We start from the raw sequence: 14698 nt of genomic DNA, 5'->3' as shown, positions 1-14698 counted from the left end.
AAAGGTCTGAGCCCGGTAAAGTACCGGGAGCAGGCCCAATCGGCCGCCTGACCCCGTCCAAGTCTCGGGGGTCACTTCATCCCTGGGGGCTTGGCCGCGGCATCCATGCCGCGGACACCCCCGCCATCCCCACCCGCCCGGCCTCTGACACATTCTGGCGGCTCCGCCCGCCACGGAAAGAAATAAGAAGAGCAAAAGCAAAAGCGGCATTGCGGGTAGCTGCCGGGGTCAGATCCCTTTTCCTGCGGAAAAGGGATCTGACCCCTACCCCACACGCATGGCGTGGATCTACCGTGTCGACCAAGGTCGACACCTACCGGGAATCGCGATTTACCCACCGTCACCGGGAAACTGTCGGGGGTGGGGCGGTGTGGGTTGGCAGGACCGTTGGCGCCATGGATGGCGCCATCGAGCCCCCAGGGACGGGTTTACGGCGTGTCCTGCCAACCCACACCGCCCCGCCCAACCAGCAGAAGCCCAGAGCCGCTTTGGCTTTGGACTTGCCGGCCAGCGGCCGGCACTACCGCGGGTGCGGGGCGCAGCCCTGCTAAAGAAAAAGGCCGCCTTTCGGCGGCCTCACTTCTCATTACTTCAGCTTGATCTCGCGCAGGCGTTCCTCGAGGAAGCCATGGGCGGTGATCGCCTCCGGGTACCGGCTCGGGTTCTCCGGGGTGATGCAGGACGGCAGCACGTCGATCAGATAGTCCGGGTTCGGGTGCAGGAAGAACGGCACCGAGTAGCGCGGCTGGCGCGCCAGCTCGCCCGGGGGGTTGACCACGCGGTGGATGGTCGACGGATACACGTGGTTGGTCAGGCGCTGCAGCATGTCGCCGATGTTGACCACGATGGTGTCCGCGTCCGAGGTGAACGGCACCCACTCGCCCTCGTGCGACTGCACTTCCAGGCCCGCGGCGCTGGCGCCGACCAGCAGGGTGATGAAGTTGATGTCGCCATGCGCGCGGGTGCGCACGTTCGGGATGTCGTCGGTGGTGATCGGCGGGTAGTGGATCGGGCGCAGGATCGAGTTGCCGAAGTTGGTCTTGTCGGCGAAGAAGTCTTCCGGCAGGCCGATGTGCAGGGCCAGCGCCGACAGTACGCGCGACCCCAGGTTGTCCAGCGCCTGGTACAGGCCGTAACCCCGCTCGCGGAAGCCCTCGACCTCGGTCGGCCACAGGTTCGGCGCCATCACGTCACGGTACTTGGAGTCGTCGGCGATCTCGCGACCGATGTGCCAGAACTCCTTCAGGTCGAAATGCTTGGAGCCCTTGGCGGTCTCCACGCCGAACGGGGTGTAGCCGCGGGCGCCGCCGCTGCCGGCCACGTGGTACTTGCGCTTGACCTCCTCCGGCAGGGCGAAGAAGGCCTTGAAGGCATCGTAGGCCGCGTCGATGTCGGCCTGCGGGATGCCGTGGTTGCGGATGCCCGCGAATCCCCATTGGCGGTAGGCCGCGCCCAGCTCGGCCACGAAGGCCTCGCGGTCGCTGTCGAAACGGGTGATGTCGAGGGTGGGGATCTGGCTCACAGCGGTTCCTGGCTTGTCGTTGGGTCTGGAAGGGCCAGCGCATTCATGGCCCACCTGAACATTGTGACAGATCGCCCGGGGGACGCCACTCGATACGAAGAAACAAACCGATACAATGCGCAACCCGCGCGCGGATTAACGATTCCGTCACAACCGGGACTCCCGCCCCTGCTCCACCTGCCGCCTCCGTCCTTCATGCGCCCTGCTGCTCCTTCTGCCAACACCTCCCTGCCCTCCGGCCCGGCACGTCACTGGCGCCGATTGGCCTGGTGGTCGCTGTTCGTGGCCGGCAACGCGCTGCTGGCGATGGCGATCACGCTCGGCAACGTACCGCTGGCCGACAACCCCGGTGGCGCAATCGGCCTGGTTTACCTGTCCGTCGCTCTGCCGGGGCATCTGCTCGCCTTTGGTGCCCTCGCAGGCCTGCTGCCGCTGCTGCTGGGCCTGTGGCCGCGCAGCGCGCGCACGCTGAGCATCAGCGCCGTGCTGCTGCAGGGCCTGTGGCTGTGCCTGCTGCTGGTTGATGCGAAGGTTTTCACTCTGTATCGGTTCCACCTCAATGCCATGGTGGTGAACATGGTGTTCGGCGGCGCGCTGCAGGACCAGGTCGCGTTGTCCTGGAAAACCTGGCTGCAGGCCGGACTGCTGGTCGCCGCCATCTTCGCCGCCGAAGGCCTGCTGGCCTGGGCATGCTGGAAGCTGTTGCCCGCCCTGCCCCGCCGCCGCCGGGTCCTGCAGGCCTGGGCGGTGGTCGCTCTGCTGATGGGGGGGGGCCAGGTCGCCACCGCCTACTACGATGCCCGCGGCGACCGCGACGTCATCGCGCAGTGGAACTACCTTCCCTGGGCGCAGCCGATCACCGCCAAGAGCTTCATGCGCAAACTGGGCGTTGTCAGCGAACAGCAGGCTGGCCTGCCTGACCCGCGCCATGCGCAGCTGCTGTATCCGCTGCAGCCCCTGCGCTGCCAGAACCCACATCGGCCAAATGTGCTGATGGTGGTGCTGGAGTCGCTGCGCCAGGACGCCATGACGCCGCAGCTGATGCCCAATACGACGGCACTGGCACAGGTTTCGCGCGTGTACGACCAGCATTTCAGCACCGGCAATGCCACCCGCTACGGCCTGTTCGGCCTGCTCTACGGCCTGCCCGGCGGCTACTGGCAGAGCATGCTGGACGAACAGCGCGGCTCGCAGCTGTTCCAGGTGCTGGGCCAGCAGGGCTACGACCTGCACCTGTACGGCAGCGCGCCGCTGTACAGCCCGGAGTTCGACCGCACCGCCTTCGCCGACGTACGCGACCAGCTGCACCAGGGCCCCTCCGCCCTGACACCCGACAAGCGTGACGCAGCCATCGTCACCGCGCTGCAGAACGACATCCGCACCAGCCAGGCCGCGCAGCACCCGTGGTTCGGCTTCGTGTTCCTCGACTCCACCCACGCCGGCTACCACCTGCCCGCCAGCTACCCGCCGGTGGCCACGCCGATGGCCAAGGAGATCGACTTCCTGTCCTTCGGCCCGGACCACGACCCGACGCCGGAGCTCAACCGCTACCGCACCGCCGTGCACTACGCCGACAGCCTGGTCGGCTCGCTGCTGGACGACCTTCGCGCACAAGGCCTGGCCGAGAACACCATCGTGCTGGTCACCGGTGACCATGCCGAAGAGTTCAACGACCTCAAGCTGAACTACTGGGGCCACAACGGCAACTTCTCCGACTACCAGCTGCAGGTGCCGTTCGTGCTGCACTGGCCAGGCCAGGCCAGCGGCCATGAGATGCGCACCAGTTCGCATGAGGACTGGGTGCCGACGTTGATGCGCCACGCACTGGGCTGCGAGAACGCCCTGAGCGACTTCAGTACTGGCCAGGACCTGCTGGCCGCGCCCACCACCAGCGAACGTGCGCTGGTGGTGGAGAGCTGGTCGCAGCGCGCGGTACGCCATGGCGATGCCATCTACGTGTTCGACAAGTTCGGCAACGCCACCGCGCTCGACCGGCACTACCGTCCGCTGCCGCAGCAGGCGCCGGACGCCGCCGCCATCCGCTCCGCATGGGAAGCGCTGACCCGCTTCCGCAACCGCTGAACTTCAAGGACCGATCCTGCATGAACCGTCCGCTGCGCATCCTGCATACCGAAGCCGCCAAGGGAATGGGCGGGCAGGAGATCTACATCTTCCGGCACATGCAGGTGATGCGCGCGCGTGGCCATGAAGTGTCGTTGCTGTGCCAGCCCGATGCGCGCCTGGCCACACTGGCACGCGACGACGGTTTCACCGTGCATACGCTGCGCATGGGAGGCCTGGCGCGCCTGCTGCGCGGCGTGTGGTCGGTATCGCGACTGGTGCGTCGCGAACGCTACGACGTGGTCAACACCACCAGCCGCCGCGATGCGCTGATCGCCGCCGCCGGTGCACGCCTGGGCGGCACGCCGCTGGTGGTGCGCTCGCGTCACCTGATGAGCCCGGTCAATTCGCTGCTGACCTATACCGGGCTTCCGCACCGGGTTTTGACCGTCAGCAGTTTCGTCAAGCAGCTGCTGGCCGACCGTGGCATTCCGGCCGAGCGCATCGGCATCGTGCCGCCGATTGCGGTTCCGCCGCGCTGGAGCGAGATCCGCAAGGCCGATCCCTGGCAGTGCCTGCAGGACGCGCGCGCGCAGGTGCGTGCCGAGCTCGGTTTCGGCGAACAGGACATCGTGGTCGGCTGCGTGGCGGTACTGCGCGAGCCCAAGGGCCATGCCGACCTGCTGCAGGCGATGATCCCGTTGTGCAAGGCCAACCCGGACCTGCACCTGGTGATCGTCGGTGATGGCCAGGCCGTGACGGAACGACTGCAGGCGATGTGCGCCGAGCACGGCCTGCAGCGCCAGGTGCACCTGCTCGGCTACCGCGATGGAGCCTGCCGGCTGATGGCCGGCTTCGACATCTTCGCGCTGGCCTCGCACAAGGAAGCGGCCGGCACCGTGTTCCTGGAAGCGGCTTATGTGGGCGTACCGATCGTAGCCACGCGGGTGGGTGGCGTGCCGGAGATGGTGGTCGATGGCAGCAATGCGATCCTCACCCGTTTGGGAGACAATGCCGCCCTGACAGGTGCCTTGCGCCTGCTGGTGGACGACCCGGAACGGCGGCGGCAGATGGGCCGCGCTGGCTGGGACTGGATGCACGGCGCGCACCGCTTCACGCCGGACGGCCACGGTGAAGCCACCGAACACTACTACCACCAGTGGCTGAAGGAGCTGGGACATGGCTGATGCGCGAACCGTTCCGGTGCTGATGCACCACCATGTCAGCCCTTCGCCGGGCATGATCACCGTGTCGCCGGAAAACTTCGAAAGCCAGATCGCGTGGCTGGCAGGCAATGGCTGGACCTCACTGACGCTGGACCAGTACGCCGGCTTCCTGGCCGGCAAGCCGGTGCCGCGCAAGTCGATCGTCATCACCTTCGACGATGGCTACCTGGACAACTGGGTGTATGCCCATCCGATCCTGCAGAAGTACGGCATGCATGCCGTGGTGTTCGTGGTCACCGGCTGGATGGGCGAAGGCCCGGAACGTCCGCATGCCGGCATTGCCGGAGCGACGCTACCTTCGACGCCGGACCATCGCGGCTGCGAAGCGGCGATCTACGAGCAGGACCGCAGTGACGATGTGATGATGCGCTGGAGCGAAGCACGTGCGGCCATCGCCGCCGGCACCTTCGAAGTGCATTGCCACACCCATACCCACACCCGCTGGCTGCGCCGTGACGATCTGGACCGTGCGCAGCGCCGCGCGGGCCTGAGCCGGGATCTGGCGATCTCGCGCGAAGTCCTGCAGGACAAGCTTGGCGACGTGTCCGATACCTTGTGCTGGCCGTACGGTGATTTCGACCAGGATCACATCGAAGTGGCGCGCGAGCAGGGCTTCCGCTACCTGCACACTACCCACCCGTTCGGCCGCAACGTGATCGGTGGCGACCCGGAACGCATCTATCGTTTCGCGATCCGCAACCGCCCGGCCAACTGGCTGCGCAAGCGCATCCGCCTGAGTTACAACCCGCTGATCGCGCCGCTGTTCAATGGGTTCAAGGCACGCCAGAAGAAGATGGTGCCGGGGCCCTGAGCACGCCATCCTCCCGGGCCGCCGCAAAAGAAAACGCCCCGGAATTCCGGGGCGCTTTCTTTGTACGGATGCGCAGTCGCCTCAGCTGGCGGCTTCACGCACCGCAGCGGACAAGCGGTCCAGCGTCTGCTGCATCAGCGTGGCGTCATCGGCTTCCACGGTGACCCGAACCACCGGCTCGGTACCGGACGGCCGCAGGAACGCGCGGCCACGGCCGGCTACGGCCTGCTGCGCCACAGCCAGCGCGGACTGCACGCTTTCAGACTGCACCGTGGCCTTGGCCGAGACATTGCCCAGACGCACGTTGACGGTCTTCTGCGGCACCCGCACCAGGCCCTTCAGCGCCTGGCGCAGGGTCTGCCCACTGTTGCGCAGCGCGACCAGCACCTGCAGAGCGCTGACGATGCCATCACCGGTGGTGGCCCGGTCCAGGCACAGCAGATGGCCCGACGCTTCAGCACCGAGTACACCGCCGCCTTCGACCAATGCCTGGTGCACGTAGCGGTCACCAACGTTGCTGCGCACGAACGGTATCTGCAGATCGGCGAAAGCTTTCTCCACGCCGTAGTTGCTCATCAGCGTGCCGACCACCGGGCCGCGCAGGCGGCCTTCGTCCTTCCAGGCGCGGGCCAGGATGTACAGCAGGTCGTCACCGTCGACCGGGTTGCCCTGGTCGTCGGCCATCAGCACACGGTCGCCATCACCATCGAACGCGATGCCGAGATCGGCACGGGTCTCGCGGACTTTGGCCGCCAGGTTGTCGATATGGGTGGAACCCACACCGGCGTTGATGTTGACGCCGTTGGGCTCGGCACCGATGCCGATCACCTCGGCCCCCAGTTCGCGGAACAGCAGCGGTGCGATCTGGTAGGTGGCGCCGTGTGCGCAATCCAGCACCAGGCGCACGCCACGCAGGTCGAACGCGCGCGGCACGCTGGCCTTGCAGAACTCGATGTAGCGGCCGACCGCTTCACGCGCACGCGATGCCTTGCCCAGCTTCTCCGATTCGGCGGTGGTGAACGGAACGTCCAGCGCCGCTTCCAGGGCAAGTTCGGTGGCATCGTCGAGCTTCTCGCCCTGGGCCGAGAAGAACTTGATGCCGTTGTCGTAATGCGGGTTGTGCGAGGCGCTGATGACGATGCCGGCGTCCACGCCCAGCGTGCGGGTCAGGAACGCCACCGCCGGGGTCGGCATCGGCCCCAGCAGCTGTACGTCGGCGCCGGCGGCGACCAGGCCGGCTTCCAGTGCCGCTTCGAACATGTAACCGGAAATGCGGGTGTCCTTGCCGATCACCACGATCGGCCGGCGCCCGTCCTGGCCGCGCTGGGCGACCAGGACACGGCCCAGGGCATTGCCCAGGCGCAGCACGAAGTCGGCCGAGATCACGCCCTGGCCGACCCGCCCACGGATGCCATCAGTACCGAAGTACTTGCGGCCTCCCATCAAGCCACCTCCGGCGCCGGCTGACGGCCCAGCATTGCCAGCAGATCGGACAGGCGGTCGCGCATTTCGCGGCGGTCGCAGATCTGGTCGATGGCACCGTGCTCCAACAGGAACTCCGAGCGCTGGAAGCCTTCCGGCAGCTTCTCGCGCACGGTCTGCTCGATCACGCGCGGGCCGGCGAAGCCGATCAGCGCCTGCGGTTCGGCGATGTTGATGTCGCCCAGCATCGCGAACGAGGCCGACACACCACCGGTGGTCGGGTGGGTCAGCACCGAGATGTACGGCAGGCCCGCTTCACGCAGTTTGCCCAGCGCGGCCGAGGTCTTGGCCATCTGCATCAGCGAGAACAGGCCTTCCTGCATGCGCGCACCGCCACTCTGCGAGAAGCACACGTACGGGGCGCCGATCTCGACCGCGGTTTCGGCGGCCAGCGCGAAACGCTCACCCACCACCGAGCCCATCGAGCCACCCATGAAGGCGAAGTCGAAGGACGAGGCCACCAGTGCACGGCCCTTGAGCAGACCGCGCATGGCGATCAGCGCGTCATATTCGCCGGTGTTCTTCTGCGCGATCTTGATGCGCTCGCTGTACTTCTTCTGGTCCTTGAACTTGAGCAGGTCAGTCGGGCCCAGGCGCGCACCGATCTCGGTGGTGCTGTCGGCGTCGAACAGGGCGGCCAGGCGCGCACGTGCGCGGATCGCCATGTGGTGGCCGCACTTCGGGCAGACCTCCAGGTTCTCTTCCAGTTCCGGACGGTACAACGCGCTGCCGCAGTTGCTGCACTTTTCCCACAGGCCCTCGGGGACACTGCGCTTCTTGCTGGGGGTGTTGTCGGTGCGGATGCCGGACGGCATCAACTTGCTGAGCCAACTCATGCGGGAGGACACTTCCGTTCAGGGCGGCCCAAGGGCCGCAAAGGCGGACAGTCTAGCTCCGCTTTCCCCGCCCGTGCACCCCCTTGCCGGACACGGGGCCGCCGGAAAAAACCATGCTGGGACGTACGTTTAGGTGCGGGAAAGTGCCAGCCGCTGGCCGGCACCCCTTGTCGCACACGCGGCCCAGGCGTGTGCCGGCCAGCGGCCGGCACTACCCCTCAGGCGTCCAGCGCCTGCCGCAGCGGAGCCAGGAAGGTTCGAGCGCGCTGTGCGGCCTCTTCAGCCGAGCCCGCTTCGGCCAGCGCCGCCACCAACGCGCTGCCGACCACCACGCCGTCGGCCTGGCGGGCCATCGCCGCAGCACTGTCGGCATCCTTGATGCCGAAGCCGGCCACCACCGGCACCGAAGCACGCGCGCGCAACGCCTGCAGGCGGGCACTGGCGGCATCGCTGTCCAGGCGCTCGGATGCGCCGGTGACACCGGCAAAGCTGACGTAGTAGAGGTAGCCACGGGCCAGCGCCAGCAGCTTGTCGGCGCGAGCCTCGCTGGTAGTCGGCGACGCCAGCAGGACCAGTGCCAGGCCCGCTGCATCGAAGGCCTGCTGCGCTTCGTCGGCTTCTTCCGGCGGCAGGTCGACCAGCAGAACGCCGTCCACACCCGCCTCCACGGCTGCCGTTGCGAAGGCCGCGTAGCCATGGATCTCCACCGGATTCAGGTAGCCCATCAGCACCACCGGCGTCTGAGCGTCACGCTCGCGGAACTGCGCAACGGCCTGCAGCACGTAGCGGCTGCCAGCACCACGCGCCAGCGCGCGCTCGGAGCTGCGCTGGATGGTCGGGCCGTCGGCCATCGGGTCGGAGAACGGCACGCCCAGTTCGATCACATCGGCACCGGCATCGACCAGCGCGTGCATGACCGGCACGGTGGCCTCCAGCGAGGGATCACCGGCGGTGACGAAGGGAATCAGCGCCTTGCGCTGCTGTTCGCGCAGACGCAGGAAACAGGCATCGAGTCGGGATACGGGCATTTCAGGCACATCCTTCAATCAGTTCAATCGCATCGCTGGTTCCCCAGTACATCCGGGTGACCTTCCCTTCAAACAGTTCCAGGCGGATACCCAGGTCCGAACCCGGGTCCTGCCAGGTGAGGTACTCGCCCTGGTCACCGTCGTAGGCATGCGGGCTGGATACCGGCGGCTTCGGGAACTGCGCCATGGCCTGGGCACGGGTCATGCCGATGCGCAGGCCGAATGGACCGGGCTGTTCAACCGGCAGTTCCGGGTCGTCGCCCGGCTTCAGATCAAAACGGACCACGCGGTCGTCGTCGGTCATCATCGACACGCCCGGCGGCAACCCCCTGCCGTCGTAGTACTCGCAGTCGCCTTCGAAGAACTCTTTCGCGCCCTGTGCCTTCCAGGGCCCCAGTGACTTCAGGTCCCCCATGTGCTGGCCGACCAGCACTTCGCCGGCATGGTCCAGTGCCACCGAGGCGACGGCGGGGGCGTTGTCGCCGTTGCTCTCTTCCGCAGACGGCGGATCGACGATCGGCGTACGCGCCATCGGGTCGAGGTCATCGTTGGCGGCCGGCTGCTGTGCGGACTGCGCGGTGGCTTTGGCGGCCGGCGCAAGCACTGGCGGTTCCGGCGGCTGGCACGCGGCCAGGCCCAGCACCAGCAGAAGCACCCCGCTGTTCCGCAGCCGCGCGCTCACAGCACCAGCCCTTCGCGCGCAGCGATGGTGTGCACGTCCTTGTCGCCACGGCCGGACAGGTTGCACAGCACGATCTGGTCACGCGGTCGCTCGCGCGCCAGCTTGATCGCCTGCGCCAACGCATGGCTGGACTCCAGTGCCGGCAGGATGCCTTCGGTATGCGCCAGCAGATGGAAGGCCTGCAGCGCTTCCTCGTCGGTGATGCCGAGGTAGCGTGCGCGACCGGTATCGGCCAGGAATGCGTGCTCCGGGCCGACGCCCGGATAGTCCAGGCCGGCTGATACCGAGTGGGTCTCGATGATCTGGCCGTCGTCGTCGCACAGCACATAGGTGCGGTTGCCGTGCAGCACACCGGGGCGACCGGCAGCGATCGAAGCGGCGTGGCGGCCGGAGTTGATGCCGTCACCGGCGGCTTCGGCGCCGACGATCTCGACCTGGCGGTCGTTGAGGAAGGCATGGAACAGGCCGATCGCATTGCTGCCGCCGCCCACGCAGGCAGTAATCGCATCGGGCAGGCGGCCGTATTCGGCCAGCATCTGCTCACGCGCTTCGCGGCCGACGATGGCATTGAAGTCACGGACCATGCGCGGATACGGATCCGGGCCGGCCACGGTGCCGATGATGTAGAAGGTGTCCTGCACGTTGGTCACCCAGTCGCGCATGGCTTCGTTGAGTGCGTCCTTCAGGGTGGCCGAGCCGGAAGTGACCGGCACCACCGTCGCGCCCAGCAGCTTCATGCGGTAAACATTGATCTTCTGCCGCTCGATGTCGGTGGCGCCCATGTACACCACGCATTCCAGGCCCAGCCGCGCGGCAACCGTGGCACTGGCCACGCCATGCTGGCCGGCACCGGTCTCGGCAATGATGCGCTTCTTGCCCATCCGCGCGGCCAGCAAGGCCTGGCCGATGGTGTTGTTGATCTTGTGCGCGCCGGTGTGGTTCAGGTCCTCGCGCTTGAGCAGGATCTGCGCACCGCCGACATGGTCGCTCAGGCGCTGGGCGTGATAGATCGGGCTCGGCCGGCCCACGTAGTGCGCCAGATCGCGGTCATAGGCCAGCTGGAATGCGGGATCCTGGCGCGCCTGGTCATAGGCCTGGGCCAGTTCCTGCAGCGGGCCGACCAGGGTTTCGGCAACGAAACTGCCGCCATAGCGGCCGAAGTGGCCCTGGGCATCCGGGAAGGCGTGATAGTCGGCAATGGGGGAGGCAGACATGGATACGACCGGTGGTTCAGACAGGTGGATACTCTAGCGCACGGGTCATGACCGGAAAATGGATATTATCTGGCGCATATCGTCAGGAAATCTCACATGAGCCGTTCCCTGCTGCCTCCCCTCAATGCGCTGCGCGCGTTCGAAGCGACGGCCCGCCTTGGCGGCGTTGGGCGCGCCGCGCAGGACCTGCACGTCACCCACGGCGCGGTCAGCCGGCAGTTGAAGCTGCTGGAGGATCACCTTGGCCTGGCGTTGTTCCAGCGGGCCGGCCGTGGCCTGCGCCTGACCGCTGCGGGCACGCGGCTGCAGGCAGCATGCAGCGAGGCCTTCAGCGGCATCGAAGACTGCGTGCGCGAACTGCGGCGGCCGACAGCAGCCCCGGCGCTGGTACTGGGCTGCAGTGGCAGCGTGCTGGCGCGCTGGATGATTCCACGACTGCCAGCATTGCAGGCTGCCCTGTCCGGCGTGCGCCTGCAGTGGTCGGCACTGGATGGCAGTTTCACCGAAGCGCAGGCGGCGCTGGACGCGGTGCTGCTGCTGGCGCAGGGCCCGTGGCCACGAGGCTGGCAGGTACGCGAGCTGGCGCCGGAACGGGTCGGTGTGGTGGTGGCGCCGTCGCATCCGGCCGCGCAGCGCCTGCGGCATGCACCGCCGTCGGCGCTGCTGCAGGAGACGCTGCTGCACACCAGCTCACGGCCGCAGGCATGGCCGGCATGGGCACAGGCGCACGATCTGGACGTGTCGAAGCTGCAGCTGGGCACCGCCTTCGAGCACCTTTACTACCTGCTGGAAGCCGCGGTAGCCGGGCTGGGCCCGGCGATCGCACCGGAGCCGCTGGTGGCCGAAGATCTGGCCGCAGGCCGGCTGGTCGCACCGTGGGGATTTACCGCCACCGGCGGCTTCTGGGTGCTGGCGCGGCCGGATGGCCCGGCCGATGCACGGGTGGACGCCCTGGCCGACTGGGCAGCAGCACAGCTGCGATGAGACAAGGCTCCGGGTGGCGTTCACCGCCCGGAGCCGGCAACACAGGCCTCAGCGACCGCCCATCGCGACCCGCTGCTGCTCCTCATGCACCTGCTGCTGGTGCGAAGGATCTGCCAGCAGCTTGGCACTGGTCTGCTCCAGCGACGGCGGCGCCTGGGCCAGGTCGACCGCGGTGCGGAAGCCCGGCGTCGTGCCCATCACGAACGCCTTGCCATCCTGCACCGTGATGCTCTGCAGCTTGTCGGCCGCGTCGATTCCGTTCTGCTTTGCATGCAGGGTGATATTGGCGGCAGCCTCTTCGGAAAACACGCTGGGAAGCTTGCTGCGGACGGCGTTGTGCAGTGCGTGGTCCGGATGCGATGCATCGTTCAGCGACGGCCCCTTCGGTACAGCCGCTGCAGGTTCATGGCCCTGCGCACGGCCCGCCGCCAGCGCGGCAGCGGTCTGGCGACCGACAATTCCATCGGCCACCAGCCCCTGCTGTTTCTGCAGCGCGATCACCGCTTCGCGGGTGTGATCACCAAAACGGCCATCCTCTGACAACCGATGGCCCTGCGCATCACGCACACCGAGCTGGTTGAGAGTCTGCTGCAACGCCTGCACGTCCGCGCCACGCTGCCCCTGCTTCATCACCTCGCTGGCGGCCGCGTGTGATGCAGCCGGCTGCACGGTGGCGGTTGGCCGGGACAGCGCAGGTTCGCCATTGCCGTGCAGCGGCGCGCGCACCTGGAATTCCGGCTTCGGTGTCAGCGCACCAACGATGCGGGTGCTTCCGCCATCCCAGTACCCGCCCGGCCGGATGGTGACTTCGGCCGGCCCGGTGCTTCCCTGTGAACCGATGAACTGGATGTTTCCCTGCGCGTCGTAGCCTTTGAAAATGCCGACATGCTGGCCCTGCGACGAGGAGAACATCAGGATGTCGCCCTGCTTCAGCGATCCGTTCGGTTTGCGTGCTTCGGCAGCCGAGGTCACATCGAAATGCTCGCGTGCGTAAGCCGTGGTGTTCGCACCATTGAACAGCGTCGACGTAGTGAACCCCGCAGCGTTCTCGCCACGCACGTCGTAACCCGCGTTCTTCAGGCCTCGCCATACGAACGCCGAGCAATCCACGCCGAAGCGTCCGTCACCATCGAGGTCACGCTCCAGCCGGCTGCTGTCGCGACCCGGGCGCGGATGGTCCGGGCGCCCGTATTCGTACTGGCGGCCTGAGGCCATGAAATGCTGATAGGCCTCGTTGTAGAGCGCGGCACTGCCGACTGCAGCCGCGGCCTGGCCCGCAGCAGGCGCCGCCGCTGAAGGCGTCTGTACCTGCGGTTGGGTCTGGGTCTGCACGGGCGCGGCCGCCGGAGTGCGCGTGGGTGGCTGCTGCGTGGCAACCTCACCCGGCTGCCAGCCCTCGAAACGGCGGATGCCGTCGGCCAGCACTTCACGCTCTCGCACGCTCATCTGGCCGACGGTCTTCGAGCGCAGGTCGACACCCTGGCGATCGCCTTCGGCATAGATGGTGGCCGCCTGCTCCTTGTGGTGGGTGGTGCCGCTGTAATCCTTGGTGGAGTAGCTCGGCAGCATTTCCTCCACGGTCTTGTCGCCGAACCGGCGTTCGAGCAGCTGGATCTTCGCTACCCGGCCGGCTTCATAGCTTTCGAAAACCGCGTTGCCCCATTGGTCGAGATCGACCACGCCCTTGTAGCGCCCCTGCGCCGATTCCAGCGCCTGCTCGCGGGTACGCGGATTGGTCACCGTCTTGTCCGCGCTGCCGGCGAATTCAAACTTGAGATTGCCAGGATTGTTGTTGCGCCACGAGACGCTGCCGCCTGATCGTTCGACGACACTGCCATCGTCCATTTCCAGCGTGCGTGTGGTACCTACGCTGCTGACCAGCCGGGTGATTTTTGGATCCGACATGAGCTGTTCCTTTGCCAGTGGTTGATTGGACCGCTCCCCTGGCGGTGATTACATTCCGTTGGAAAACACGTCGAGCACGTCCGCACTGACCCAGCCCTGTGCGCAGTTCCCGGCGTAACGTCCCGGCGCCGCCGCATGGCAGGCCTCGCCCCCCGTGGTCGCCAGGCCAGTGATCGGCCTGTCGCCATAGGTGTCACACAACGTGTTGCCCTTGCACTTGCCGACCGTCGCAGCGGGAACCGCAACGACGTAATAGAACAGCGGATTCTGTCCGGTGCGCCCGATGCCCTGCACGCAGACCAGTTGCCCCTTCGACAGCTTCGCGGTCACGCTGGCCTTGCTGCCGGTGGATGGCACCGCACTCAACGTCTCCACGCCCTTGGCATCGGCTACGCCCGCGAAGAAGCCATGGTCGCCACAGTCCGGCGACAGTTCGACATCGTAGAAATCACCGCTGTCCACATCGCCGGCCGTGCAGCCGCTGCCCGTACTGGCGTTGCTGCATTTCACGCCACTGGCCTGGATCAGCGCAGTCAGGCCGTCGGCTGCCGGTGCTGCCGCCGGAACCGTGGCCGGTGCTGTGGCAGGTGCATCTGCCGGTGCGGCAGCGGCCGGTGCCGATGCGGTCGGGGCGGATGAGTCACCGGCCGCACACGCGCCCAAGGCAAGCAGCAGGCCGGGCACGAGCGTCAGGCGGGCCAGGCGGATACGGCGGGAAGAGAGATGGGGCATATCCATTGCGTCCTCGTTCGAAAGGTAGGGCGTATCTCAGGGGTGCGGCCAGCGACACGCACACGGCATCGCGCCCAGCCAAGACAGGCTGGGCGCATTGTGTCCGATCAGATGTTCGGGGGGTGTCGACTTTTTGGCGCTGGAACCTGAATTACCCGAAAGCGTGATACTCATCGCATTCAGGATTCGCCCGCCTTCACGGCACGGCGGAATGC

General features: G+C 67.0%; 12 protein-coding genes. 4 read left to right on the top strand and 8 right to left on the bottom strand.

Annotated elements, in window-relative coordinates:
- Positions 1 to 586 precede the first annotated feature (586 nt).
- The gene (locus tag ACMZ91_RS19895; RefSeq protein ID WP_495497673.1) at positions 587 to 1522 is read right to left on the bottom strand and encodes a 2-oxoglutarate and iron-dependent oxygenase domain-containing protein; all 936 of its coding nucleotides are present in this window, start codon (positions 1520 to 1522) and stop codon (positions 587 to 589) included.
- 195 nt (positions 1523 to 1717) lie between these two features.
- Between ACMZ91_RS19895 and ACMZ91_RS19890 the strand changes: the two genes are divergently transcribed.
- From ACMZ91_RS19890 to ACMZ91_RS19880, 3 genes are read left to right on the top strand one after another with little or no spacing between them, the layout of a single operon-like run.
- On the top strand, positions 1718 to 3604 hold the full coding sequence (locus tag ACMZ91_RS19890) for a DUF3413 domain-containing protein (protein WP_414578584.1): 1887 nt from the start codon (positions 1718 to 1720) through the stop codon (positions 3602 to 3604).
- Between the two features lie 20 nt (positions 3605 to 3624).
- Complete coding sequence (locus ACMZ91_RS19885; RefSeq protein ID WP_032128255.1) at positions 3625 to 4770, top strand: glycosyltransferase family 4 protein; 1146 nt, start codon at positions 3625 to 3627, stop codon at positions 4768 to 4770.
- Positions 4763 to 5620 carry a polysaccharide deacetylase family protein gene (locus tag ACMZ91_RS19880; RefSeq protein WP_032128254.1) on the top strand — a complete coding sequence of 286 codons (858 nt, stop codon included), beginning with the start codon at positions 4763 to 4765 and terminating at the stop codon, positions 5618 to 5620. The genes ACMZ91_RS19885 and ACMZ91_RS19880 overlap by 8 nt, the downstream gene beginning before the upstream one ends.
- 81 nt (positions 5621 to 5701) lie before the next feature.
- Here the strand turns inward: ACMZ91_RS19880 and glmM are convergent, their stop codons facing one another.
- The 5 genes from glmM to trpB all read right to left on the bottom strand — a co-directional run bounded on the left by glmM (position 5702) and on the right by trpB (position 10862).
- Entirely contained in the window at positions 5702 to 7063 is a 1362-nt protein-coding gene (gene glmM, locus ACMZ91_RS19875) for a phosphoglucosamine mutase (protein WP_414578582.1), read from the bottom strand.
- Positions 7063 to 7938, bottom strand: a complete 876-nt coding sequence (accD, locus tag ACMZ91_RS19870) for an acetyl-CoA carboxylase, carboxyltransferase subunit beta (RefSeq protein ID WP_005410473.1) — start codon at positions 7936 to 7938, stop codon at positions 7063 to 7065. Before accD ends, glmM begins: the two co-directional genes overlap by 1 nt.
- A 218-nt stretch (positions 7939 to 8156) precedes the next feature.
- Positions 8157 to 8966, bottom strand: coding sequence for a tryptophan synthase subunit alpha (gene trpA, locus ACMZ91_RS19865; protein WP_277779268.1), 810 nt, complete (start codon positions 8964 to 8966; stop codon positions 8157 to 8159).
- Between the two features lies 1 nt (position 8967).
- On the bottom strand, positions 8968 to 9648 hold the full coding sequence (locus ACMZ91_RS19860) for a hypothetical protein (RefSeq protein ID WP_134951964.1): 681 nt from the start codon (positions 9646 to 9648) through the stop codon (positions 8968 to 8970).
- Entirely contained in the window at positions 9645 to 10862 is a 1218-nt protein-coding gene (gene trpB, locus ACMZ91_RS19855; RefSeq protein ID WP_134951963.1) for a tryptophan synthase subunit beta, read from the bottom strand. The genes ACMZ91_RS19860 and trpB overlap by 4 nt, the downstream gene beginning before the upstream one ends.
- Positions 10863 to 10958: 96 nt before the next feature.
- Between trpB and ACMZ91_RS19850 the strand changes: the two genes are divergently transcribed.
- Positions 10959 to 11846 carry a LysR family transcriptional regulator gene (locus ACMZ91_RS19850; protein WP_062606178.1) on the top strand — a complete coding sequence of 296 codons (888 nt, stop codon included), beginning with the start codon at positions 10959 to 10961 and terminating at the stop codon, positions 11844 to 11846.
- 48 nt (positions 11847 to 11894) lie between these two features.
- Here the strand turns inward: ACMZ91_RS19850 and ACMZ91_RS19845 are convergent, their stop codons facing one another.
- Together ACMZ91_RS19845 and ACMZ91_RS19840 are read right to left on the bottom strand one after the other, a co-directional pair.
- Positions 11895 to 13751, bottom strand: a complete 1857-nt coding sequence (locus ACMZ91_RS19845; RefSeq protein ID WP_180845121.1) for a C40 family peptidase — start codon at positions 13749 to 13751, stop codon at positions 11895 to 11897.
- A gap of 48 nt (positions 13752 to 13799) precedes the next feature.
- Positions 13800 to 14489, bottom strand: coding sequence for a hypothetical protein (locus ACMZ91_RS19840; RefSeq protein WP_132810546.1), 690 nt, complete (start codon positions 14487 to 14489; stop codon positions 13800 to 13802).
- Positions 14490 to 14698: the final 209 nt, after the last annotated feature.

Source organism: Stenotrophomonas sp. FR024 (genome assembly GCF_047500745.2).
Classification (GTDB): Bacteria; Pseudomonadota; Gammaproteobacteria; order Xanthomonadales; family Xanthomonadaceae; genus Stenotrophomonas; species Stenotrophomonas maltophilia_A.
Note: the sequence above shows the minus strand (reverse complement) of the source record. Positions and strands in the feature narration are given on the sequence as shown.